19 protein-coding genes are annotated in these 25,197 nt (G+C 60.9%); 7 read left to right on the top strand and 12 right to left on the bottom strand.

Annotated elements, in window-relative coordinates:
- Positions 1–2 precede the first annotated feature (2 nt).
- Entirely contained in the window at positions 3–1,694 is a 1,692-nt protein-coding gene (locus AB8841_RS21300; RefSeq protein WP_370437795.1) for a Mu transposase C-terminal domain-containing protein, read from the bottom strand.
- 1,234 nt (positions 1,695–2,928) lie between these two features.
- On the opposite strand from AB8841_RS21300, the gene AB8841_RS21295 reads away from it, so the two are divergent.
- The 3 genes from AB8841_RS21295 (at position 2,929) to AB8841_RS21285 (ending at position 4,453) form a co-directional block, all read left to right on the top strand.
- Entirely contained in the window at positions 2,929–3,867 is a 939-nt protein-coding gene (locus tag AB8841_RS21295) for a DNA/RNA non-specific endonuclease (RefSeq protein ID WP_370437794.1), read from the top strand.
- On the top strand, positions 3,867–4,121 hold the full coding sequence (locus AB8841_RS21290; RefSeq protein WP_370437793.1) for a hypothetical protein: 255 nt from the start codon (positions 3,867–3,869) through the stop codon (positions 4,119–4,121). Before AB8841_RS21295 ends, AB8841_RS21290 begins: the two co-directional genes overlap by 1 nt.
- A gap of 164 nt (positions 4,122–4,285) precedes the next feature.
- Positions 4,286–4,453, top strand: coding sequence for an excalibur calcium-binding domain-containing protein (locus tag AB8841_RS21285; RefSeq protein ID WP_370437792.1), 168 nt, complete (start codon positions 4,286–4,288; stop codon positions 4,451–4,453).
- Positions 4,454–4,668: 215 nt separating this feature from the next.
- Here AB8841_RS21285 and AB8841_RS21280 read toward each other — a convergent pair whose 3' ends face one another.
- From AB8841_RS21280 to AB8841_RS21270, 3 genes are all read right to left on the bottom strand, one after another.
- Positions 4,669–4,944: a hypothetical protein gene (locus AB8841_RS21280; protein WP_370437791.1), complete on the bottom strand. Its 276-nt coding sequence runs from the start codon at positions 4,942–4,944 to the stop codon at positions 4,669–4,671.
- A gap of 85 nt (positions 4,945–5,029) precedes the next feature.
- A complete protein-coding gene (locus AB8841_RS21275) occupies positions 5,030–5,296 on the bottom strand; it encodes a hypothetical protein (protein WP_370437790.1) in 267 nt (88 codons plus the stop codon).
- 460 nt (positions 5,297–5,756) lie between these two features.
- Entirely contained in the window at positions 5,757–6,479 is a 723-nt protein-coding gene (locus AB8841_RS21270; protein WP_370437789.1) for a hypothetical protein, read from the bottom strand.
- 932 nt (positions 6,480–7,411) lie between these two features.
- Between AB8841_RS21270 and AB8841_RS21265 the strand changes: the two genes are divergently transcribed.
- From AB8841_RS21265 to AB8841_RS21255, 3 genes are all read left to right on the top strand, one after another.
- Complete coding sequence (locus AB8841_RS21265) at positions 7,412–7,894, top strand: GNAT family N-acetyltransferase (RefSeq protein ID WP_370437788.1); 483 nt, start codon at positions 7,412–7,414, stop codon at positions 7,892–7,894.
- A gap of 334 nt (positions 7,895–8,228) precedes the next feature.
- Positions 8,229–9,899 (top strand): IS630 family transposase, encoded by a 1,671-nt coding sequence (locus AB8841_RS21260; RefSeq protein ID WP_370437787.1) that lies wholly within the window; start codon positions 8,229–8,231, stop codon positions 9,897–9,899.
- A 46-nt stretch (positions 9,900–9,945) separates the two neighbouring features.
- Positions 9,946–10,287 carry a hypothetical protein gene (locus AB8841_RS21255; protein WP_370437786.1) on the top strand — a complete coding sequence of 114 codons (342 nt, stop codon included), beginning with the start codon at positions 9,946–9,948 and terminating at the stop codon, positions 10,285–10,287.
- Between the two features lie 193 nt (positions 10,288–10,480).
- On the opposite strand, the gene AB8841_RS21250 is transcribed toward AB8841_RS21255, so the two are convergent.
- From AB8841_RS21250 to AB8841_RS21240, 3 genes are read right to left on the bottom strand one after another with little or no spacing between them, the layout of a single operon-like run.
- A complete protein-coding gene (locus tag AB8841_RS21250; RefSeq protein ID WP_370437785.1) occupies positions 10,481–11,011 on the bottom strand; it encodes a helix-turn-helix domain-containing protein in 531 nt (176 codons plus the stop codon).
- Between the two features lie 7 nt (positions 11,012–11,018).
- A complete protein-coding gene (locus AB8841_RS21245) occupies positions 11,019–12,320 on the bottom strand; it encodes an RNA polymerase sigma factor (protein WP_370437784.1) in 1,302 nt (433 codons plus the stop codon).
- A 4-nt stretch (positions 12,321–12,324) separates the two neighbouring features.
- Positions 12,325–12,657: a YciI family protein gene (locus AB8841_RS21240; RefSeq protein ID WP_370439331.1), complete on the bottom strand. Its 333-nt coding sequence runs from the start codon at positions 12,655–12,657 to the stop codon at positions 12,325–12,327.
- A gap of 928 nt (positions 12,658–13,585) precedes the next feature.
- On the opposite strand from AB8841_RS21240, the gene AB8841_RS21235 reads away from it, so the two are divergent.
- Positions 13,586–16,366 (top strand): autotransporter domain-containing protein, encoded by a 2,781-nt coding sequence (locus AB8841_RS21235; protein ID WP_370437783.1) that lies wholly within the window; start codon positions 13,586–13,588, stop codon positions 16,364–16,366.
- A 363-nt stretch (positions 16,367–16,729) separates the two neighbouring features.
- Here the strand turns inward: AB8841_RS21235 and AB8841_RS21230 are convergent, their stop codons facing one another.
- The 5 genes from AB8841_RS21230 to AB8841_RS21210 all read right to left on the bottom strand — a co-directional run bounded on the left by AB8841_RS21230 (position 16,730) and on the right by AB8841_RS21210 (position 25,076).
- Positions 16,730–17,407: a hypothetical protein gene (locus AB8841_RS21230; protein WP_370437782.1), complete on the bottom strand. Its 678-nt coding sequence runs from the start codon at positions 17,405–17,407 to the stop codon at positions 16,730–16,732.
- Between the two features lie 5 nt (positions 17,408–17,412).
- Positions 17,413–18,525: an AAA family ATPase gene (locus AB8841_RS21225; RefSeq protein WP_370437781.1), complete on the bottom strand. Its 1,113-nt coding sequence runs from the start codon at positions 18,523–18,525 to the stop codon at positions 17,413–17,415.
- 414 nt (positions 18,526–18,939) lie between these two features.
- A complete protein-coding gene (locus tag AB8841_RS21220; protein WP_370437780.1) occupies positions 18,940–22,068 on the bottom strand; it encodes a helicase-related protein in 3,129 nt (1,042 codons plus the stop codon).
- A complete protein-coding gene (locus AB8841_RS21215) occupies positions 22,058–23,908 on the bottom strand; it encodes a phospholipase D family protein (protein WP_370437779.1) in 1,851 nt (616 codons plus the stop codon). Before AB8841_RS21215 ends, AB8841_RS21220 begins: the two co-directional genes overlap by 11 nt.
- A complete protein-coding gene (locus tag AB8841_RS21210; protein ID WP_370437778.1) occupies positions 23,901–25,076 on the bottom strand; it encodes a DUF6361 family protein in 1,176 nt (391 codons plus the stop codon). Before AB8841_RS21210 ends, AB8841_RS21215 begins: the two co-directional genes overlap by 8 nt.
- Positions 25,077–25,197: the final 121 nt, after the last annotated feature.

Genomic DNA, 25,197 nt, shown 5'->3' with positions numbered 1-25,197 from the left:
CGTTACCAGTCCTCGATTGGGAGGATCCGCTTGCCTCGCTCCTGTCGTGTCGGGAGGGGAGGGTCGTCCGGTTTCACAGCCTCATAAGGTTTTGAGGCCGCCGCAGCATGCTTTGACCGTGCTGCCGCACGTAACAGACCCTTCTTCTTCACGCGGTTGGTTTTGCCTTTCGATCGATCAAACGCCTCTGCTGCAATCTGAACGCGCTGACGCTGAAGCATCACCCTCTGCTGCTCCAGCGGGCGGGCCCGGGCCCGCTTCTCCCTCCGGTCTTGCTGATGTTCCCAGAGGGTGACCGGCATCGTCTGGCCGTCCCGTCGGGCCACCGCAAGAAACGACTTTGTTCGAGGATTGCGGACATAAACATAGTTGATGTCGCGCGGATCGTACCGCACCTCGAGCTTGCCGATTCGGTCCCGCTCGGGAACAAACTGTCCAAGCCACGGGGAATAATAATCAAGGGCATGGATGTGCACGCCCTGTGGCGTCAAGCAGCGATACCCTCCCGGCAGGAAGTTGATGAGCACCTGGACAGGATCGTCGTTGTGGTGGGGCAACCCCGCTGCGTGTTTCGCCCACTCAAGGGCGGGCACGATCAAGGTCTTCTCATTTTGATCGATGTTGTGTTCGAGAATGGCGAGAGCCACGCATTGCTCCAGTTCATTGAAGGTGAGCCGGGCCCGCTTCTCCGATGGATACCCGTCGCGATCGGCAATGGACGATCCGGTTCTGCCGGGCAGCGTCGCGAGAATGCGGTTGAGCTTCCCGAGAATCCGCTCGACGACTCCCCCCTGATGGACCGTACCGCGGTTGCGACGACGGATCTTGATCCGATACTCGTCGCAACCACGGATGAAAGCGTGGCTCTTGAACTCCCTTGCCTTATCGACGACGACCTTATGCGGACGCCCGAAAGGCCAGTCATGCGGGCCCAGGTTGTGGGCTGTAAGCCAATCGGCTTTTGAACACAGCGCGTGCGCCATACACAGGGCAATGGACAGGGCACTTGGCTTCTCCAACGTGAGACAGAAGCCAAGGATGGCTCGCGAGAAGACATCAACGATGATGGTCAGATATGCGCGTGCGCAATATGAACCGAGGTGGCCGATGACTTCGACAAAGGCGATATCGGACGGCGTATGATCCATCTGACAAACAGCCAGTGGCTGTTGCGCGACAATGCGGCCCGGCCGTGGCTGAAGGCGATGGACGTGCTTTTCGCTAGCCGAGCGCTTCCTGGCAATGGTCTGCGGATCGAAGAGGATCGGGATACGGTTCTGGACAGCCCGGTAGCAGGGCGGCTTCTCGCCGGCAGCGAGACACCGCGATCGGATTTCCTTGACGGCGGGATTGAGGGGAGGGGCCTCAAGGATGAGCCACTGGTCTCGTAAGACCTCCGCAATAATGTGCTCGACTGATGCGCTCAGGCGCTTGACGCGCGTCGTGGGTCGGAGCGGGAGGAGAGAACTCACTGTCCTTTTGGGTGTATAGCGCTTGAGCAGGTAATAGATCTGCCGCGTCGTCAGATTCAGTTCAGCCGCAGCGCGTGCGATCAGGGTTGCTCGAGGGCTTATTCCATCCAAGACGCGGTCCAGAGCACTGGCCCGCCACTGCGCCGCTTTCCACGTCTCGCTCGGCGTTGCCCGCGAAGTGCTGACCTCGACTTGATCGTGGAGCGTCCGCGAGGCCTCCACAAGGAATCTCCCGGGCTTTCAGCGGTAGTGGCTATACAGCCAAAGTAATCAAGGTTCAGCGCCTTTCCAATCCCTCGATTGGGTGCTTTCGGAGGCGGCTCGTTACTCGATGGCGGTAAGTTCCGGAACTTCTGCGCCAAGCCCAGCGGACCGATCGCATGCAGGTTAACCCCTTGGTTCCTGATGGGCTGTGGCTGCGGGTAGCGAAGAACGGCGTCTTGTTATCTTATTTTCCTAGAACGCCATTGGGCCGACGTATCGAAAGGGAGACCGATAGAGTCCAGGCACACCAAGGCCGAAGCTGTTGAGTCTGTTTCAATGAATCCGATGGAGGCTGAATCGCATTGAAAGGCGAAAGGTCAAAGTGAATAGGTTGAAATCAAGAGCCTAAAATGGGCCCGCAAAATGAGGCTAACGTATTCGCAGCTGAGAGTTATTACGATTTGAAACTTTTAGGTAAAAGCGACACTCGTCTCAAGCTGCTGGGGCGACGCGCTTGGCGAGTGGCGGAATTCTGGGCTGATCCGTGTTCAGTCCCAATCGGTCCCCAAGATCGGTGAAGAACGACAGGTCAAGTATGCCCCAAGTCTTTCCTGGGCTCAGCGGCCCGCCTCCCGCCACGCGGCCGATGCGGCGGATCGTGCCGCCAGCACTCGTGCAATTGATCCCACGAGCGCAGGGCATTCTGGGACACGATTAGTGTCGCGCGGGATCTTCAGGCGCTCAAGCGCCCTCAGCATTTCGGCCGTGTGTCGCATCGGACAGGCCAGCAGAGCACCGAGAACAATAGCCATGCCATCGCCCATTTGCCGCTTTCGATCGGCAATGAGCTCCTGCCAATTCCTACAGTACCGCCATAAGAAAATATTACTAATATAACTTTGCTCGGCATCACGCGGTTCCGTTCGGTGCGGGCAGGGAGGCCGGCTGGCGTCATGCCCCATCCGTGACAGCGATCCGCTATTCTAAGCGTGTCGGAGACAACCCGGCCCGCGCATTGAACCTGCCGTCTCAAAGCCTATGAATAGAGATGAGTCGGGGGCACAATGGGCAAACACCTGGGCAATCCTTTGAGGCCACGCTGGAAGCGTCGGCGTCATACGATGATCGGAGCGTCTGAGCTTCAGAAATATGGTTTGCGCCGGGTCGCGAAGCCAGCCGGTGGGCAGCCATGGCGGCTGGGGCGCGTTACAAGGCTGTTCCGCAGCCACTTGTCCCTGATCTGGAATGGACCATGGCTCATCCTGTCCCGTCTTACCAGGCTGTCAGATCGTCCATGAGGCTCGTTGCTGTCGCCCTCGGCATTGCCCTTGCTGCTTGCTCTCTGGCCTCACAGGCCAGTGCCGAAAGCTGCCCGCAGCACTTCTTCAGCGGCGTCGCTCCGCAACTGCTCAACCCAAAGCTCGAGCCGAAGACCCGGCAGATTTGCTATTCCGAATTCGCGCTGTTGCATTCCGGCCTGACGCGGACCCCGCTCTGGGTCGCAGAGCATTTCACGCCCGAGCGCGTCGCCGGCGCTCGGGACCTGAACCGGGTCAACAACTTCCATGCGGATGCCAACCTACCGATCAGCGAGCGGGCCGAGCTCTCCGACTATGCCCGCAGCGGCTATGACCGGGGGCACATGGCGCCGTCCGGAGACATGGCCACACCAGAGGGCATGGCCGAGTCATTCTCCCTGGCCAACATGGTGCCGCAGGACCGGGACAATAACCGCAACCTCTGGGAGCGCATCGAACGGGCTGTCCGGCAATACGCCGAGCGGCGCGAGATCTTTGTGGTGACAGGGCCGATCTTCCAGGGAGAGAACGTCCAGAGCCTCAAAGGGCGTGTTCTAGTCCCCACGCATCTGGCCAAAGCCGTCTATGACCCGCAGCGGAACGCCGGGGCGGCCTATCTGGTCCTGAACCAGCCCGGGAATGATTACAAGATCGTCTCGCTGGTCGAGCTGCAGCAGCTCACGGGGATCGATGCCTTCCCACACGTGGCAGCATCCGTGAAGCAGACGGCGATGGAGCTGCCGACGCCGCAGCTGCGCCGGTCGCGGCGCAATGCCGGCCCGGCCCCGAGATCACCATCCAGCCAAGAGCAGCCGGCGCCCAGCTCGGGCTCTCAGACCGGCGACTTTCTTGGGGGAATCCTCAATGCCATTGATAATTTTGGACGTCGCTAATGCCGAAGTTTCAGCCCTTTTCCAATGACAGCGCCTCGCTCAATATCAATGATCTGACCGTCGAGAACGGCACGGACAAAGTCGCGATCTATGGCTCATTGGATCTGACTCGGGACAAAGAGGGCCTGCAGAATGCCCGGGCCCTGAAGGGGCTGGTGGATGCAGTTGTGAAAGCCTTATCCCAAGACAAGGATCTTCCGGACAAGGTCCAGCCAGACGAACCAACGCAGCAGGTCAAGAATCCGTTTGCCTAGGCATGATTCCCGGTCGAACATACGCCTAGAGCCCGGCATCAGAACGACCTGGGCAAGTGGGGGCGATGGTGCGGAAATTCACGGTGTTGGTGCTCGCGGCAATAGCCGCCAGCGGAATCAGTCTATCGGTAGAGGCGAGCAGCCCGCGGGCTAAGGAATGGCTGATGGCCAGGGGAGGGACCTGCAAGTCGGTGAGCACCTGCGAGGAGGCCGTCGAGCTCTGGTGCGGCGGCTACAGCCGGGCGGACGGCGATGGTGACGGGATTCCATGCGAGAACGTCTGCCGGTTGAAGTCTCAGGTTGATGCGATCAAGCAGCGGATTGGGTGCTGATTGCCAGGGATGTTCGATTTCAGCCAAAGCGCGAGGGCTGCTCCGATCGCGGTGGCTCCCAGGAAAAGCAAGGCCTGCCGATGGGCCCTCCGGGTCGCTACGGTGAAGCCGCTTCGGGATTGCTCTCCCCGATGTGCATCGGTGCCCTCGCGTTCTGCCCCTTGTTGGTGATCCCAGGCGGCTAAAGAACGAAAAAGTACTTCACCTCGCACCAATCAGTCGTCTTCCATTATGGCTTGCTGGATAGCCTCACGGACGGTGATCTTTGGGCGTGCGGTGCACACCTTCCTGATCTTCTGACCCAATTCCTTCATCATTGCGTCAGCCTCTGCATCACCTGTCTTCACGTTACCAAAGTCACCCTCTGAAGCGCCCTTTGCCGCCCTCAGATAGTCGGTGCAACTCATGGTGCCGGGATCATTAGGAGGAGTTTGCGCCATGCAGGGGGACGCAAGCACGAAGGCAAGGGCGAGAACGAGCTTTGAATTCACCGGAGACCTGATGAAAAGTGCGAGCGGCTATAGGGAGAATTGTTGCTAAGGCAGGAGTTCGCTTTACGTCAACAAGACCTTCTACTTAGCCCCGGTTGGCACGAGCCTCCTGGAGCCTCTCCATGGTTGCCTTGATCTCCTCAGCAGCCTTCGGTCCTCGAATGGCAATCACGCCGCGGTCGACGGTTTTCCCATCGGCATCCTTCCGGCCGTTGAAGACGACATCCCGCTGCTCCTTGCTCATCTTCAGGACAGTGCGGGCCTCGGTTTCGATCCGCCATTCCTCGGACGAGGTGCTGACTGGCTGACCGGTGAGCTCGGAGGTGGAGATGTTGTCGCGGGTGTCGGTCATGTGGGTGATACTCAACTTGTTCGACAGGGCCATTTTATCGCCAGAACCATGAACAGAAGCCCGTCTGCACTCATGTAGCTATGGGCTTTTACATCAACCATCCAATCGTGGAATGCATCAGCGATGATCTCTGGACCAGCCCCTCAGGCAGGCAGTATTCGAGGCGAGAGTTCGACCTCTCGGCCTGCAATTCTGCCCCTAGAAGGAAGCCATCAATGAAGCGTAGGCAGATCGGCCGGTTAGGAGAGCCCTTGGAGCAAGCCTCTAGGTAATGATAGCCCCACTTCATTTCGGGCTCTTCCGGCGCGCCCTGTGCGAAAGATCCAGAACACAGCAATATCCCTGCGGCCACCCACGTCCGTAAATGAACACACAGGGTGCAGCGGCGCCGAGCCATAGCGGTCGGATCACGGGTGTCGGTCATGCCCTGCATATGGCGGGGAAGGGTGAAGAGAGGGTTTCAAGGGGCTGATTTGCGGCTGCGCCGAGCAGCACGCGCACGGGCAACTTTGCGATTTTCTGCGGCTATCCCAGCGCGAGTGTATCCAATGATTGCTCTTGCCTCTTCCTTTAGATGCCGTATCTCTTCCGAGTATCCAGTGTCTATTTCTCTGAAAATTAATGCTACTTCCGATCCGAGGGAAATTGTCCGCTCTCCCAAACTCCATAGAGATCTGAGAGTTACTGGTGGTATCAAGGCTCCTTTTGTCGAAATATGAGCAAGTGACTTATTACGAACATCTCGAAGTGTTTTAGCCCCAATTGTGTTTAGCTTGTCATAGCGAGAACGGATCTGGTCAATTCTCGCCGTCATTTGCTTACGGTTCGTTGCCGCTCGTGAAGGTCCGTGCCATTCAGACGCACGATCGATCAGCAACTGTTTGATTTTCTCGTCTTCAAGAGCTGCGACAAACGTCCCGATTGTCACGTCGTCCGCCCATTTGGGCTCAACGATGAGAGCATTGATACGGATCGCGATTAGGTGCAGTTCATCAAACAGGATCGTGGCAATCGCCGAGGCCCCCTTGCCTGAGAGGCTCTTGCCCTGAAGCCTTTCATTGAGCCCATGAAATACTCCCAAGGATCGGACAAGATTTACAACATACCCGTGTAAAATTTCCGCCTGCGCTTCCAGTTCGGCTAATTTGGAGGCTGCGGATTTTTTAGGGGGAGCCTTCTTCATCAGAGTTTGCTTCATCTTTGGTCATGTCACCCTGAGTCAGGCTGAATTGGCTGCCCGAATAAGGCGAAGCCTGCCAACAATCTGGCAAAGAAGCCAGACACCCAATAATCCATATGCCACGGCTTCCCCGGCTCGGTTCGCTTGAGAGATGTTAGGTGCCATCCGGACTTAGCTGTAGGTCAATCGGCTCATCCATTGGTATTCTCCCTCCCATCTTCTGTTCTGTCTTTGATCGTCTGACGTTCCGAGGAATTGGAATCCTGTTGCACTGTCCCGGAAAAGGGTTTTCGGTGTTGCTCGTTTGTGCCCCTCCCATCTAGAGCAAGGGGAGAGGTGAGTGCGGGTATGCTTGATGCGATTTCGCGTAGGGCCGTTAATGGAATGCGCTTCGGCTGGATGATTGCGCGGTCACTTTACTGAGGACAGGTACGAGACGATAAAGAGCAACGCGGCTAGCCCTGGAGAGCTGAGAGCCAGAGCCCCTATCGCTGAAAATTCTTTGTGTCGCCAAAGGCCGTAGATGGCCAGTATGGCTGCACCAGCGGCGGCAAGGCCGCCGAGCAGGATTATTGGGGATGCCGATCCCATGAATCCTCCGACTGTTAGGAGACATGAGAGTGCGCTCAATCCAAGTGCGCACAACGTTGCAGCGGATAACTCTCGCTCCATGGTGCCCCCCTTTCACGCTTTGACAAGCCAAGGAAAACGCGGAGGCCTCGGCTGCCCCTACAGGTTCACGAGGCATTTGATCCGACGATCCCAAACGCGTTTGTGACGCGGCTTGCTGTCATGAGGCATGGTCGTCGACCTTAGATCGGAGGGCGACATACCTCATGCGCGCGTGAGAAGAAAGTCCTCGAATTGCGCGTAAGCCCCTTTATGGAATGAGCAGGTGTGTCATAGTTATGGGTGTTCTGAGACAGCGATAACCCATGGACATTCCTGACCTGCCGCCTGACTTCAGCTTCAATCGCCTGGCCCAAACGCCCGACGCGATGGATTTCGCCTTTGAGGTCAAACGAGCGGCTCTGGGTCCTCACATCATTGCCCGATGGGGGTGGGACGAGGCCTTTCAAAGAGCCTTTCATGAGCATCAGTTCCGCGACCGTCCAGTGTCGCGCATCATGTGCCAAGGACAAGCCGTCGGCACTGTTGCGCTTATGACTGCCTCGGGCCACATCCGTTTTGATGACTTCTATCTGTTCCGGGCCCACCAAGGTCGAGGGCTGGGGACGCGGATCTTGAAACACTGTCTTGCGATTGCAGACGCCCATGGAATGGCGATGCGCCTACAGCACCTCAAGTGGAACCCGGTAGGATCGCTCTACCGACGTCATGGTTTCTCGGTGATCGACGAGACTGAAAACCACTTCATCATGGAGCGGCAACCTGGCGGATCTGAGCTCGCTTCATGAGGCGGTGCGCGCAATCCCCTTTTTGGAACAGGCGGTCTTTGCTGTAAAACCGGCCACTTGAGGCCAACACGCAGACGTCCTGGCGAGGATGCTCTACAGCGCACCCTGGCACATTGGTGAGTAGACCAAATGTCGGCTCAAGAATGAAGCAGCAGACGTTTATGACGGATCGGCAATTGCCGCGCCTGATTCTTGGCAGCCCCTTCAAACCTTCCGCGCGAGCTTGTTGACCGCGGAATGGGTGCGGTCGCCGAGCGGATTCACAATTCACATCGCGTTTGGATGCTGTTACATTCGCGTTCTGCAAGAGTGCCGGCGCGCGTGAGGGCCCCTCATGTACTGTGACCCCGAGCAATGGGCGCGGATCCGCTACCGGGTTCTGGTCGAAGGAGCCACCCAGAGGCAGGTCGCGCGCGAGACCGGGATCAGCCCGAACACAATCCGGAAGATGCTGCGCGCGAGACAGCCGGTGCCCTACGGCCCGCGAGAGCGGGTGTTTCCCAAGCTCGGACCCTACTTGCCAACCATCCGGCAGATGCTGTCGAGCGCGGAGCCTCCAGGCTCGTCCTATCGCGAGATCTACAGGCACCTTCGGACGCAAGGCTTCACCGGAACCTACGACGCTGTCGGAAACTACATTCGCTCGCTGAAGCCAACCGACCGCATGCTGTGGGAGGCCGCCTACGACGCGATCGCGACTTTGGACCGAAAGTCCGCTGTCACCGTTCTGATGCGTGTCGCCCAGCAGTGCCAGGCCAACGAACGGCATAGACTGACGGCATCCGGAGCGCGCAAGACCCCCAAGGAGGTGGTCAAGCAGGCCGCTTTCACGTGGCTGCGCCAGCTTCTGCAGCACAGAATGCCAGCCTCCGACCTACGGCGGGAATTGGGCGATGTGCCGGACCTCGACGTGCTACTGGGCAGGCTTCAGGATGGTGGCCGCCACGCCCGCAATCGATCGCTCGTGATCCTCGGCAGCTTGCGTGGCTGGCCGCCACCGGCGATCTGCGGCTTTCTCGGCATCGAGAAGAAGGCCTATCGCGGCTACTGCCAGGCTTATGAACGGGGTGGCGCAGCAGCGCTGTTTGCCGCCCGTCCGCCAACCCACAAGAAAGTCGATAGCGAGCCCCTGAAGCGCCTGATCTTTACGATCCTGCATGAGCCGCCGCTCACCTATGGCATCAATCGAACGGCCTGGACCATGAGTACGTTGCAGCACGCTCTGGCAGAAAAAGGCAGCCCAGCGTGTCGGGATACGATCCGCACGATCACGCGCCAAGCAGGCTGGCGCTGGCTCAAAGCCCGCAAGGTGCTCACATCGACCGACCCCGACTACTCGGAGAAGGTTCGGACCCTGCGCTCGACGCTCGCTGCACTGCAAGCAGACGAAGCCTTCTTCTCGATCGATGAGTATGGGCCGTTCATTGTAAGGCAGCATGGCGGCACAGCCCTGACGCCTCCTGGCACGGTCCGGACGGTCCCTGCACGGCAAAGGGCGCGCGGCACGCTGATCCTGACCGCGGCCCTGGAGCTGTCGACGAACCAAGTCACGCATGTCTATAGCGCGAACAAGAACACGGCCGAGATGATCCGGCTGATCGAGATCCTCACCACGAAGTATGCAGCATGTCGTCAGCTCTACCTGTCCTGGGACGCGGCGTCCTGGCACACGTCGAACCGGCTCACCGACTGGCTGGCGCAGCAGAATGCCGAGGCTCAGGTCAGGGGCGGACCGCAGATCACGGTTGTGCCGCTGCCCTCCTGTGCGCCGTTCCTGAATGTCATCGAAGCCGTGTTCAGCGGCATGGCACGCGCCGTTATCCACAACAGCAACTATCCCTCTGCGGAGGAGGCGAAGGCGGCGATCGACCGCTACCTGGCCGAACGCAATGCCCACTTCCAAGCCCACCCCGAGCGAGCGGGCGAGTGGGTGTGGGGGCTTGAGCGCCAGCCGGCTGTGTTCTCGGAAGCCAGCACCTGCAAAGATCCCGCCTATGGTCGGTGACGGGAGTTCGGGTAGCCTGATGCTGACAGCCGCTGGAGGTGCCCTGGTGAGCCATGAGCGTGAACAGTTGATCGAGCAAGCGGTCCGGCGGGCCTTCGGGTCACTTGCGGAAGACCGGACGATCGGCGCCGGCGGCTTGTTTGAGCTGGCCTACGCCTTTGTGGCAGCGGACGTAGCCGACGCCTCCCTGGAGGAGATCCAGGCGGCGTTCGCCTCGGTATGGGGCCTCGGCCCTGTGGATCGAGATCTGTACGAGCAAGTGCTTGCCGTCTGCGACCGGCACTCACCCGGTGACGGCGAAACCATCGAGCAAGTCCTTCAACGGGCTTCAAGAGGTGGCGATATGGAGGCAACCTGCCTCCTTGCCCTAGTGACGAACATTCGTTGACCGCTTAATCTCGACCAGTTCGGCTGTTGATGGTTGAACCCTGCGACCCGTGAGTGACAGCCAAATGTCCGCTCATACGGGAAGCACCGGACATTCCGAACCGTCGGCGAGCTTCACCGCCTGACCCGGTGCAGACCTTGCCGCAGGGCACAAGGCAACCTGATGCCCACAGCCGCCCGCCCACGAAAGGGCGTCACGCGTGGAGCGTCCGGATCCAGTCGTCGAAGTCACGCCACGTGCCAGACTCGATCGGCGAGGCCGCAGGGTCGACCTCTGGGCCGCGCGACTGATTGCGGGCATCAGATGCGGATTGCCCGAACTGTTGCCTGAAGGCCCGGGCGAAATGATCGGTACGCAGGAAGCCGAAACCGGCCGCAACCTCGGAGATGCGCTGGGTATCCGCTGGATCGATCAGGGCAGAATGGACCCGCTCGAGGCGTCTTGCCTGGATGTAACGCTGGACCCCACCCTCCTGATCGAACAGCCGATAAAGCGTCCGCCGAGACACGCCCACCGCATGGCAGACGGCAACCGCATTCAACGTGGCGGAAGCGAGACGGGACTCGATGAACCGCATCGCGCGCCGCCGCAGGAGCAGTTCAAGGCCGGGGCGTGCGGCTTCCACCCCGGCGAGCGATGGCTGAAGGCAGGCCGTCAGGATCTCGCACGTCGCCCGACTCAGCACTCGCCCGTCACCCATCGGCAGGCTGGGGAGGCGCGGCACCGCAGCGTTACTGTCCCTCCATCCGTGCTGCCTTGCTGCTCGATTCACTCGCGGCTGATGCGGTCTGAATGGCCTCTCTTCGAGCTTGCAGGAACTGGCGAACGCTCGGGTCAGGTTCCAGCCTGATCGCGCAAGCATAAGCCTGATCGGCTGCGGCTGGCTGTCCGCAGCGGGCCAGGAGTTCTGCTCGGGCGGCCCAATAAGGCTGGTATCCGGCGAGGCGCTGATCGTTTTCGACTTCGCACAGGATGGCCAACCCATCCTCGGGACTCCGGGCTTCTGCAATCACCATCGCCCGGTTGATGGCCACAACGGGGGAACCGGTGATCGCCAGAAGTGCGTCGTACAGCGTTTCCAACACCGTCCAGTCCGGAGTCTGGCCGAACCGACGGACCGCATGGGCGGATTGCATGGCCGCCTCAAGCTGGTAACGGCCAATGCGGCCCATGTGGCTTGCCCCGAGCAGAATGTCCTCGGCCTCGCCGATGAGCATGGCGTGCCACCTCGACGGGTCCTGGTCATTCAAGGGAATGTAGGCGCCTTGGTGATCGCGCCGCGCGCCTCGACGCGCCTCGAGGTGAAGCATGAGGGCGAGGAGGCCGAGCACCTCGGGTTCATCGGGCAGAAGCCTCGCGACCAGCCGGCCGAGCCAGAGCGCCTCTTGCGCGAGTTCCCTTCGGCGCTGGTCCGTTCCGGATGGATCGGACCAGCCTTCGGCGAAGGCCGCATAGATCGCCTCCAGCACGGCATCGAGCCGCTCCGGCATCTCCGCGTGGTCCGGCAGCCGAAAGGCGATCCCGGCCTGCTTGATCTTGGTCTTGGCCCTGACGAGGCGCTGCCCCATCGTGGCCGGGGAGACCAGGTAGCAGCCCGCGATGGTGGCGGCATCGAAGCCGAGGATCGTCTGAAGAATGAGGGGGCTGCGGATCTGCCGGTCGATGGCCGGATGGGCGCAGGCGAACATCAGCCGCAGGCGCTGGTCGGGGATGTCCGAGCCATCACCAGCGTCCCGCAGTTCGTCCACGAGCAGCTTGAGATGTTCGGCCGCGCCTGCTCGGGTTTCCCTCTGCCGTGCCGTGTCGATCATCCGCCGTCGGGCAACGGTCAGGAGCCATCCCTCCGGGCTATATGGGATACCGTTGGTCTCCCATTGATCGAGAGCGGCCGCGAAGGCTTCGGACAAGGCGTCCTCTGCCCCCGCGATGTCCCGGGTCCTCGCGGCGAGATAGGCGACCAGTTTGCCATAAGAATGCCGGGCAACCCGCTCTGCCGCCTCTCCGGCTTGCGGATCGCGTCTGGTCGCTTCCATATTGTCAGACAACCCACATCGGACGGACCTCGACGGCCCCCTGTGCCGTAGCTGGGCATCGCGCTGCCCATTGAAGGGCTGCGTCGAGATCTGGGACGTCAATGATGTAAAAGCCGCCGAACTGCTCCTTTGTGTCGGCGTAGGGCCCATCGAGGATCGCGGGTGTTCCGTTGACTGCCCGCAGGGTGCTGGCCGTGGACGACGGCTGGAGGCGGTCACCCCCAACCAGGACACCTGCCGCTTTCAGAGCCTCCGCATACGCAATATAAGCGCCGGAGTGGGCGCCGCTCGTTTGGCCGGGAGCGAAGGCTGCTTCGTCGCGATAGATCATGAGCATGTATTTCAAGGCTGTTCTCCTGATGCCGGCAGCCCGGACTGGGCTACCACACCAATGTCGATTGAACCCGGGCCAATTCGACAGCATCCACAATGAGTGTCCGGTTTTCTGCACGATCACAAGCTGACACCCCAGGAACGGCTGGGACAGGATCAGCGTGAGCAGGAGTGATTGGCGTGCCGCGACATTGCGCAAACGACCGCTTTTGGCACTCCTAGGACGTAAGCGCTTGGTCTGCTTCGGCAGTCATGAGCCGACGTTCATTGTGCGACTTGAAGGTGAAAGTTTGACCCGATCCGGACCTTAGCAGCACCCACGTGATGACGCCGCTGGTCTACCGGGATGCGTATGTCAGGAGCGTCAGGCTGGCAGGAGCACCCTCCACTCTATCCTGTGGCCAAACGACTCCGGCACCAGGATCCTCCAGGGCAAAGGAGCGACGCGATAGGCCAGCCGCAGGTCGCTCGTCGCCGTCGTATTCGAAGGCGCTCGGCATTTCCCACGGTTCCCATCCCCCTGAGTGATCTCCCCAAAAGCGCAAAAGATGCCTCTAACCATCGATCCGACAGGGCGATGACGCCCTGTGACTTCAGCGCAACCCCAGACCTAATTCTTCACCCGCCGGCGAAAACACAGACGCTCAGACACGTCTCTTAAGACATACGGACAAGTTCCTGAGACGGATGGACAAGTGGCTTGAGGAAAATAGTGCTATAGCGCCTCCAAAGCTCGTCAAACGCATCGCGGCCATCCGCCGCGAAGGTATGAGCGAAACAGAGTTTTCCGACCGGGGGCAAGCATGGGGCACAACCGCAATTCGCAGGACCAGTTACCATCTCTCCCCCTGAGAGCAAGCAATCCTGGTGCCTGCCTTGTCTGGCCAGCAGCGGCGCTGCGTCTGCGACGTGCGTTCCGCCACACGCTGTTCATGACAACTGCTCTGGTGGGCATCGTCATCCTTGCCACCAGCCCCATGCCGGCGAGGGCGGATGGCGGCCGCGGCGGCGCTGGCGATTCGGCCGGCAAGGTATCCGGTGGCTCTGGAGGCAGCGGCAGCACTGGAGCAAACGGCGGGATCGGTGCCGACTGGCAGGCTGGCGCTGATGGCGGCGGAGGCGGAGGCGGAGGAGCCGCTGGCGGCGGTAAGGGCGGCCAGCCCGGCACACGCGAAGGCCTCCCGCGCAACCCGTCCGCTGGCGGTGCCGGCGGAACGGCGGGCTCTCGGCATGGCGCCGATGGTGCTTCGTCTTCCGATGCCTACACCGGGGGCGGCGGGGGCGGCGGAGGCGCGCACGCGGCTGATGTTACAGCAGGTCCCCTGCCGGCAGGCCATCTCTGGGGTGGCAGAGGCGGCAACGGCGGAGACAGTATGGGGGCTGGCGGCGGTGGAGGCGGGGCCGGCGGTTCCGGTGCGGTCGTCAGGTCCACCGCAGAGGTGATCGTCGGTCGCGATTACGTCGGCGGCAATGGAGGTCGAGGCGGAAGTGGAGTGAGTGGTGGTGCAGGCGGGGACGGTGGTGCCGGCCTTTATCTTCAGGGCGCTTCCAACACTGTTATGGTCACACGCTCCGGTACCGTAGCTGGCGGGAATGGTGGCACAGGCGGCGGTGCATTTATTCGGCGAGCCGGCGACGGAGGAAACGGTGGGGCGGGTATCGCGGCTAGCCAAACCGTCATCACCAACCAGGGCACCGTCCTCGGCGGCGATGCCGGAGCAAAAGGTCCAGCACCGATTCCCGGTATCGACGGAATTGCCGGTGCTGGTATTGCAGGAGCAGACCTGTCGATCACCAACTCTGGCGAGATCTCGGGTGGTCGCAACGTTGGCATGACCTACGGGACCGCAATCAACTTCACGGGCGGAACCAATACGCTCACCCTCATGGACGGCTCCGTTATCAACGGAGGAGTGAACCTCGCCACGGGCAGCCTTACGGTTACAAACGCGTCTGCTCAGACGCTTCAAGGCGGCATTTCTGGCTCCGGCTCTCTCACCAAGAACGGACCGGGCGTATTGACCCTGGCTGGGACAAGCAGCTTTTCCGGAAACACCATGATCGACGAGGGCCGCCTGGCGGTCGACGGCTCGCTGGCACAGTCCATCGTGACTGTCTCCGGCGGCTCATTGAGCGGCACCGGTACAGTGGGCGGGATCGCGGTCCAGAGCGGCGGCATGGTCGCTCCGGGCAACTCGATCGGCACGCTGAATGTCAGTGGCAATGTCAGCTTTGCACCGGGTTCGATCTTCCAGGTCGAGATCAACGGCTCCGAGCAGTCCGACAGGATTGCGGCCACCGGCACCGCTACCCTGAATGGCGGCACCGTTCGCATTCTCCCGGATCAGGGCCGGTACTCGCTCTCGCCCTACACCATCCTGACCGCCAAGCAGGGGGTCACGGGGCAGTTCAGGGACACGAAGGTGGAGCACCAGTTTGCGTTCCTGAACCCGGTTCTCGACTACGGGCCTGACGCTGTCACCCTGACCCTGCTCGAGCGCAAGAGCGAGCCGAACGAGAATGACAAGGGCGGCGGTGGCCTGATCTTCAACTCCGTGGCGACGACCATTAACCAGTACCGCGTTGCGGACGCGGTCGAGAGGCTGGGCTTCGGCAACGACCTGTTCGAGACCGTGCTCGGCGCGAGCGAGGAGGGCGCCCGTCAGGCCTTCGACGCCCTTTCGGGCGAAGTCCATGCATCCGCCGTGGCCGTCTCCTATGGCGATGATCAGCTCGTGCAGGACGCGGTCCTTCATCGCCTGCGCCATCCGATGGGCTCCCTGCCCACCCTTGGCCAAGGCGGGTACGCCGTGGCCTATGCCGCCGACCGGCCCGGCGGCTCTTCGCAAGCGATTGCCATGGCGCCGGCGTTCGATCCGCGGCGCTTTGCGCTCTGGGGCGTGGGCTTTGGCTCGTGGGGCAAGGTCCACTCCAACGGCAACGCGGCCGGACTGGACACCTCCACGGGTGGCTTCGTTCTCGGTGCCGAGACGAGGATGGACGAGACCTATCGCATCGGTGTTGCGGGCGGCTTCATAAGCACCTCCTTCGACATCGACGGACGGCTGTCCTCGGGCACGAACGAGACTGTGTTCGGCTCTCTCTATGGGGCTGCGAAGTGGGACGCGGTCAATGTCCGCCTCGGCATGCTCTACGCCCATCACGATGTGGACGTGAACCGCACCATCGCGTTCCCGGGCTTCGGCGACCGAGCAAGCGCCTCCTATGACGGCTCGACCCTGATGGCTTTCGGCGAGGTCGGCTACGAGTTCGGCCTTGGCAAGGTGAAGCTGGAGCCGTTCCTCGGCGCCTCCGTGATGCGCCTGCACATGGACGGCTTCCGCGAGGACGGTGGTCCCGCCGTGCTGGTTGGCTATGGCCGCAGCTATGAGCTCGGCACCACCACCCTCGGCATCCGCGCGGAGACGCAGCTTGGCACCGACCTGCCGCTCACCCTGCGTGGCCTGGTGGGCTGGCGGCATGCTTTTGGCGACGTGAATCCGGCAGCGCTGCTAGCGTTCTCGGAGGGAGTGTCGGCCTTTGAGGTCTCCGGCGTCCCCATCGACCGCAATGCCTTTGTGGCCGAGACCGGGCTGGACTGGCAGATCAACAAGGACATGACGCTGGGCGTGTCCTATGCCGGACAGGTCGATCAGCGGGCGCAGGAGCATGCACTGAAAGGCAACTTCACCTGGCGCTTCGAGACCCGGTGAGGACCATTCCGGCAGACTTGCTGATAAAGGAAAGCCGCACATCCAAGGGCGGGGTGCACATGGCGCCCCGCCCTTGGCTTCTTCTATCATGAATCGCCGTGCGATATCGGGAAGGTCTCGTTATGGCACCGGGCGGACCTTGGCCGTATTTCCGCAATGGAGCGGGATCGAGACCTTCGCGGGACCCCGCTCAAGGGCTTTGGTTGACCCAACCCGGACCTTGCGCTGGGCGAAACCCGATGTCCGAAGCGGGCCGGAAGCCGACCGTCTGTTGGCAAAGCGACTGGCGCGAAAAGCGGACATAGAAATTTGCGGACACCCCCTAACGTTAGCTGGATTTCAACATCGCGTCCTATACGGCGATCAGTTCAATTCCCTGCTGATCCTTTGGAGCCTCGCATGCAACGGCTCGAGTTTGGCCATGTTCTCGGGCGTCATTTGTTTCATCAGGGCATTTACCTCCTCCCAAAGCCGGTTCTGTTCCGCGAGAAGACGACCGTGATGAGACTCCGCATTCTCAAGCGTATCGAGCTTAAGATCCGTGATCATCTGTTCAGTTTCTGCTTGGCGTAGCGAACCGGGAATAGCTGAATAGACCGGTCCCGGCGCTTTGTGGAGGGATTCTGTTATGTCGTCAAAATAAGGATGAGGCCAGCGGAACGGAGCCTCGGCAATCGTTAGATGAATAGGCTTCGCCTTGCCGTCGACAACGAGGTCCCGCGTGGTCTTCGTCATATTGCAACCAATGCAAGCCAGAACGAGATTTGTGGCCGTGAAGCCAAACTTTCGATACTCGGCGTGTGACTTGTCCAGATAGTGCTCGATGTGCTCGGTCATGTTCCGGCGCTCCGGAATGATCAGCCGTTGGCAATACGGACAAATCTCGTCCTGCTCGAGCCTGAGGAAGATCCGTACGAGGTCCTTCACGGGCTTTAGCGCTGAATGGTCCCACTCAACTACGCGAGCCAGATAATCGGCAATGGGCTTCCTAAACGCTTTCCGCTTCAGCGCCCTCCTGGCAACAGGGTTAAGTCGTGCCATCGCGCTCAAATCCCCAGAATTGTCGTGACGATTTCCGCTGCGGGATCGTCCGGGGTGAGGTCTAGATTCTTGGTCCGCAATTCAGCTTGCACCTCCCGGAAGGCAACGCCGTCCGTGTCATTCCGGGCGATAAATGAAAGGCACTTGTTGATGATCACGGCAACCTCCGGCGATCGAGCAGAAAAGAGATGAAACTGCTCGCGGAGAACCGTGTCGCTCGCGCGACCGTAGAGGTCGACGCGCTGCCATGCCTGATCGGCAGGAAGGTCGCATACGTGGACATTACCGTTGCGCACGCTGCTTGCGATCAAAGGCGAGTGCGTTGCGATGACGAGGGTTGCGTCGAGAAGCTGATTATCTGCGATTTCGACCAGATCTTTGACGATGCTCAACTGCCAGGCCGGGTGAAGCGAGTTTTCTGGTTCGTCATAGAAGACCGTGCAACGTTCGTTGCCACAGTAGATGAAGCCCAAGATCGCAATCGCATACTGTTTTTCGCCCGAGCTGAGATCTCCAAGCCAGTAGGCCGTGCCGTCGCGGAAGAAGCTCATGTCCGCCAGTTTGATACGACCGGATGAAAGAAGCCCGACGTATCGATCGATCATTTCCATATCCTGCGGAGAATCGAGGAGGTCACAGGTCAATTCATGAGAAAGGTCGCCGAAAGCGTCTGATTTGCCAGGCGAGCGCTCTCGAAATCTGAAAGTCACACGGGATTCAAAATTCAGGCGCGCCAACGCTTGCTTGATGGAGGCCCATAAGATCGGAGAAACGATATGGCGCAGCATGTAAAGACACAGAACCCGAAACGGGGCGGTGCCAGACACCATATTGTTATTCACTTTGTTGCCGAGATAAACGACGTCGCTGTTGGAGACCCTCGGTTTGTAGATAATGGGAGGGTACTTGTCGTACAACGTACCCGATAGACAAAGCAGTCGAGCCGGCTGGAACCTGTTGCGAATCTGGGCTTGGCACAGTTCTTTTGTAGCATATGCGAAGAACCGGGATTTGCCCGAGCCGTTCTTTCCCGTCACGAAATAGACGTTTCCTGGGTTGATCGACCTCAGTAGCGCATCGAACTTCCGCTCTTCGTCGTTATTATTCCCGCGCGTCATCCACTATCCTTCGTCAAGAGCCGATTCGCAGCATTATCGCGAGCGAACCTTGCGCGAAGCTCAAAGAAGAATGGCAGGGTGTTCTAGAAACATCAGACGAGAGTCTGACGAACTTGAATCGCCTCGCCCATGCATTCCGCGCGGCCTGACGGTTTCCGCCCGGTGCGAAGAAAGCTCTTAAGGACGCAGCGTTCACAATGCACTTGCAGCGAACAACCGCTGTCCGCCTTACTGGCCTTGGCAATCTAAAACCGCAGCGTCCGCTTTCAGGGCATGCGTCCGAGACTGTGTAAGTCCGAAATGGGGCGCAAATCCGCATTTGGGTGGCGGCAGGTCCTTTGATCGGCGTCAGCCGGGCATCTTTGACCGGACAGCACGAGAGAGCCGGACGCGAAGACCAAGGTCGAAGCGCGTTCAAGGCCGCAACCGGATCTGGAGATCGTCGAACGCGCTCGCATCGATGCCTTCGCCAACGAGCCTCACAAGGTGCGCCAACAGGTCGTCCTGTCTCGGTTGACCGAACGCGAGGCGGTAGACCGTCAAGCTCCGCTTGAGCCATTCCAGTCGCTTCTCCTCTCGACTGAAGGGCAGCATGGGCACGCGTCGTTCCACCTTCGTCGGGCCTTCGTAGATCCAGTATGGAATGAGTTCGTCCTGGCTATTCGTCGCGCGCCGCGCAGCTGCGAACATCGTGCCCCACGGGTCCTCGATCGCCTTTCGACTGCGCCGCAGGTCATCGGCATGCGCCGCGGCCACGTTCAAGCGTACGGCATGTCCCTTAAATCGATGGACGCGCCCCTCCCGCTGTTCGAGGTCGACTGGATTACCGGGGAGGTTCCAATGGTACACGCGGTGGCAATAGGGGTGGAAGTCCAGTCCCTCCTGCCCGATGGAGGTCGTCGCCAGCACGAACGGACGGAACGGCGAGTTGAAAGCTTCCCGGACTGTGGACAGTCGGACGGAACCACCCTCATCGTCCTTAACCTCGGCGAGCCGCATGGCGAAACGACCGCGCATCTTGATGGGATCGCGGAAAACGATGCGTCCGTTCTCCACGCTGATGTCGTCGGCTTCGATCTGCGACGGCCGAATGGAGAGGGCATTGACCATCGCCTGCGCCACGCGCGACGCCCGATCGGCCGGAGCGGCACCTAGGAGACCTTCGCCTTCCAACAGGTAGTGGGCGTACTCGTCGAGGACTGCTTGCAGGTTGTGCGCGGCGCAATGAGCAAGAACGCTGCGCCAATAATGCTCCTCGCTCTCCTGACGCAGCAGCGCCACCGCCTCATGCTGATTGAAGAGCGTGCGGAAGCCCCAGGCGACGTGGGCCGCCGCTTCGAGCAGGACCGGGTCGTCGAAGGCGAGTTCTGGCGCGATACGTCGCAGGGCACGAACCGCACAAACCGCCGGGCTTCCAAGCGCAAGATCCACGAGGAGTTCGATCGCAGCGTCATGGAGAGGGGCAGGAGAGGCTCCTGTCGCGCGTCTCAATTCGGCGACGTGATCGCGAAATCCGGCTTCGTTACGGGTCCAGGCAAAAGCATCGCCTTGCAACCACTCGAGAGCGCGATTGCCGGCGACGGCATCCACGCAGGCGGCTGCCGACCATTCCCAGTCCCGCGTCGCAGAAGAATCCCCGGCTTCGCTTCGGGGGTGCCCGACCAGTTTCGAAGAGATGCTTTCGCGAACTGCCTGGCGCATTTCCTCGAGGCTGAGCCGTTCGGGGCTCGCCGCGAAGATGTGCAATGGATCGCCTGCTTCGGCCAGCAACGGAGAAGGGTAGATGAGGTTGACCGAGCGCAGGGCGGTGGGTCGGCCATTCTCCACCGAGAACTGCAGAGGTCGCCGCTTGGTGGCGCTGCTGTAGTCGCGGTTCGTCGCCGCAGCGCCCATTCGGCGCTCGACCTCATAAGAGATGAGAGCTGCCAAAGCGTCGGGCACCATTTGCCACGCCGAGAAGACCAGAGCCTTGGTCGAGGCTCGGCCGCTTGGCGCCGAGCCATAGTAGGGCAGCGACGGTGCGATCCAGAGCTGCTGATCGAGGCCGTCATCGAACAGGTCCGACATAAGTGCTCGAAGCCGAGCGTTGCCAGGGTCGATGGGCTGGTACTTGTCGATGACGTCCGGCTTCAGGGAGTGGGCTTCTGCTTTGGCAACGGCCGCGACCAGCGCTGGGTCGGACTCCTCCACTGCTTTCTTCAGCAGTTTCTTAAGAGCATAGTCCCGCATGAAATTGAGCAAATAAGGTGCCGACTTCCAGTACTCGATGATCTCCGGAGCGCCGGCGACGCGAGCCACCTCTGCCGCGACTGCCGCATGGTGAAGATCGATGGGTGCGATCTTCGCTTGCATGACGGGTTCCGTGAGCATCGAATCCTTGTCGCTGGTGCTGTCCACCCGTTCCGTGCGGGTCATCACCCTTTTCAGGCGCCGCTCGATGCCGGCACGCACCTGCTTGGCCCGTTTGGTCCCCTCTGGGAACTGTTGAAGGAAACGGCGGAACTGTCTCATCTCGACGTCGAGTTCGTCGGCTACGGCAGCGGCGCGGTCATGACCATGAAGGAAGCCGACCGTCTTGAGGAAGTCGCCGTAATGGTCGCCGTCGTCCGAAGCGTCTTCCGACAACGTCAGCATCTTATAGGGAGTGGCGGAAAGAAGAAGCGTTCGCGCACCGGATTCCTGGTCGCCGTACTCGAACAGGGCGCGTGCAAGCTCCCCAGCATCTCCTGCGCCGGACAGCAGCTCGCGAAAGCGTTGAAACTCGTCGAGGATGATCAGGTCTGGCTTCAAGGCGACGATGCAGGCCTGCGACAGCACCTTCCTCAGCTTGCCGACGAGAGCATTCCGGGCCCAAAGCGTCTCATTCGGGTAATTCGGTCGGCGGCGGGCGAACAACTCGCATACCGCGTCGAGATCGGCGAGCAATCCCTTGTTCTTCGAAACGATGGATCGGAAACGGCGAATGATGGTCTTGTCGATTCCATCGAGAGACATCCGATCGACTTCGCCCTTCCACTTGTCGACGCTGGCGCCGACCTGCAGGGCATTCTTGAGAGGCGTGAAGCGAGCAAAGGGCTCGAGAAGTCTGAAGAGAAACGCGCGCTCCTCCATGACACCGGTGGTGGAATGGAGGTTGAAGGTGGTGTCGGGCGTCAGGCTGATGAAGTTAACGCCGTTGCGGGCGATAGCGTCTTCCTTGTCCTTACTGCGCATCCGCAGGGGCATGAGCGTGATGCGTGTTGGCAAAGCCATCGCCTCCTTGCCCAGCACGTTCAGCCGATTGAGATTCTGTGCGGCTATGGCCTGGTTGGAGCAGATGTAGAGGATGTCGATGCGCTTGGCCGTGGGCCACAGCTTCTCGATCGTCTTTGCGACGATGCCGCGGGCGATCATGGTCTTGCCCAGGCCAACCTCGTCGGCCACGAGGAAGTGCCGGACCGGATCGGGTCCATGCAAGCGGTCGAAGACGTAATCGACCGTGCGCCGCTGGAACCGCTTGAGCTGGACGAGCGACGCCGTAGCGTCGAATGGTTCACCGCGCATCGGAAGCCTCCAGGACGGTACGAAACACTTGCCACAGCTCCTTGAATTCGGCCGGGACGCGATCCTCCGCAACGGCGTCGGTTTCGCGTGAGAGCCGCCTGATCAGCCGATCGACTGTCGCGAGACGACCATCACCGGCGCACAGCGCACGGACCAGGTCCTCGAACAGGGGGGCGTCGGCGGCGCCGCTGCCCCAGAATCGTTTGCCCTTTCCGTTCGGGCCCAGCGGCGGCAATGGTTGATCGATGAAGGAAGCCAGCAGGAGCCGCAGGTACGCCATGAACTTCTGCCTGCTGTCGATCACGTGGTTGAGGATCGCGAGGTCTCGCTCCTCGGGCATGCCTTCCACGGTCAAGCCGGTGCTGAAGAGTTCGGTGCGACCAGTGGCGTCATCGGTGATCTCAAGGGCAATGAAGCTTGTCAGATCGACAAGGGACATCGTGCCGAGGTCGATCGGCGATCCGCTGCGAATGCCGGCCAGGGCATCTCGAGCGTGTCCTTCGCCCAAGGTGATGGGCCAGGCCCGCACCCGACCGAGCTTGTCAAGTTGCAGATCGTCCTTCGGCGGAACGAGCCACAGCTTCCAACGCTTGACACCATCCTCCTCCTCGGCTTCGCAGCGAAGGAGCAGTGCGCCACGTGCAAGTGCCCTGCGTGCCTGCAAAAGGTTCTGATCAGCCGAGACATCGGCTGGATCGGGTGGTTCCGCCTCGTCAGGTTGGAATGTCCGCGTCATCCGACCGAAGCCGGTTTCGCCCAGGATCTCGTCGATCCCACCGAGATGTTTGCGCAGGCCATGGAGCGTGGCGAAGACCTCGACGTTGGACGTCGCGCGGCCCCCGGGAAGAAGTGCCGAATTCGTCGCGTTTCCGGAACCCAAGGTGAGCCTTACGTCCTTGCCGTCCTCCTGGATGAAGACCTTGGCGTGAAGGCCTTGCTGCTCGTTGCGATAGGGTTCCTCCCCGTCTTCGGTCTCTGCCATCTCGTCGAGCACCGCTACTTCCTTGAATCGGCCGAGGACGTCTCCGGGCAAACAGACGAGCTGGTCAGGACGACTGATCAGCTTCGGAGCCTGATCGGCGAGATCCACGAGGTACCTGAGTGCTCCGGGTTCGACGAATGGCGACATGATCGCGATGCGCTTGCTCCGGGTCGGCTTCCATCCATGCGAGCCGACGCCGTTGACATGGAATTCCATGGCGTCGCAACCGGGCGGCCGATCCCAGTGCACGTAACGGAGGTCGTTGGCCATGGCCAAGGTCATGGCGCGGCGAGCAGCTTGGGTTTCGCCGACAGCCATTCCGGGCAAGGCCGCGATGAGATCGTGCAGCGGCTTGTTGGAGGCGAACGGCTTCGTGCCGCGTTCGCCGTCGAGGCACATGGCTGCATCCCAGGACCTGTCGCGAGTCAGATTGCGGGACAAGATCAGCAGCCGCATGAGCGCTGGCCGATCGCGGTCGAGAGGCTTGAAGCGCAACGCCCAGAGCTTGGGGTGGAAGCTGCCTTCGTTCGGCGCCTTCACCTCAACGACCGCCTTCTCGAGCAGGGAGGCGAGTCTCGAGCCTTGACGAACGTCTGCGTGGATCTGACCAGCGTCCACGTAGACGACCAGCTTCTCGGCTGTGCGCTCCGCAGATTCGAGAAGTGTCACGGGATCTTCGAGGATCTCGTCGCGGCTCTTGGACGAGAAGAACGCCAGACTGACCGGCACGGAGAGGGCTGTCTCGAAATCCATCGAGAACGTCGTGGCGATGCCGCCATCGAACTCGTAGCCGAAGGGGGCCTTGAGGCTATCGCTGTAGAGGAGCCGCGTTTCCGGATCCAGAGTGCTCTTAGCCACGGGCGAGGTCCTCAAGGTGCCGGCTGGCCTGGGACCAACGGAACTGCAGTCGATAGGCGCCGGAGGAGCCCTGCCACCGGTCGCGGGCAGCCCGGTTGGTGAACCGCGATTGCGCCTTCTTCAGGCGGCGCTCACGATCCTTCACCAGCGAGTAGGCCTTGGAGGCGTCGCGCTTGAGAGCGCTGCTGGTTCGGATCAAGTCCGTCCATTCGATGACGAAGCGCCTGGTCGGATCCTGCACGCGGTGCGCCGGGTGGCGGATCTCTTCCCAGAAGTCCTCGATCGACCAGTCCTCGAGGCGTGCCAGGTCGAAGTCCTGCTGCCACTTCCTGATCTCTTTGCTGTAATCCTCGATCCACTGCTCATTGCCGCGCAACTGGCTGAGCAGCAGATTGTATTGCAAGGCGGCCCCGTACATCACGTCGGAGAAGATTGACGCGTGCTCCACCAGCCTACTAGCACGTTTGGGGAAACTGGAAAGGTGGGGGTGCGACCAGATATGCTCTGACTTCGCCCTGAGACCGTTCTTGGCGAGGAAGGCCAACAAACTGTCTGGATTGCTGTCCACCAGACGGTCGACCACGAAACTGGCTTCTTCGTCGCTCAGCGCGAAGCTCGTCTTCTCGAGCATGTCCTTGGGAGGTTTGGGCAGGCGCGGATGCCAGGGCGTCGGAACGGTTCGCCCCGCGCCATGGTCGTCATCGGCGTGATCCTTCCCGGTGTTCCTGGGCCAGGACGGCAGCGACGCCGCATAGGCATCGATGGAGCCGGAGAACCGACGGATGCCCCATGCCTCGAGCCCAGCCCAATAGACGCTTGCCGGCAGCCTCTTCAACTTCGGACCGGCGTTGACGCCGATCACGCCGCTCTTCTCGTCGCCAGCGACAAGGGCATCGCGAAGGCGAAGCTGGTCGTTCCTTATCTGATCGGCAATTTCCCTGCTGCTCCGCTCCCGCGGGAGACGCGAGAAGATGTAAGGAACGAACAGCATGTAGCGCAGGCGGGTCTGCACAGTGCTGGTGCCAGGGAAGAGGTGGTCGGCGATAGAGTCGCGTATCGCGCCTAGCCCCAGTTCGTCTCGAGCTTCCTGTTCAGTGAAGAGCTGCATCAGGCGCTGGGCCCGCTCGCGCTCCTTTTCGTCGAAGTCGATCCAGCCGATTGAAGACAATTCGACACCCCCCGGCGCATAGGAGGGCTTCGATTAAATCGTTGTGCATGAACCGCTTCGGCGCGCCCCCCTGCACCAGCGCTGCTGAACATGCATGAATCGAAAGTCTTGAGCAACCCGG

The sequence above is a fragment of the Microvirga sp. TS319 genome (assembly GCF_041276405.1).
Lineage (GTDB): Bacteria > Pseudomonadota > Alphaproteobacteria > Rhizobiales > Beijerinckiaceae > Microvirga.
The sequence above is the reverse complement of the archived record's forward strand: the minus strand, read 5'-3'. Positions and strand labels throughout refer to the sequence as shown.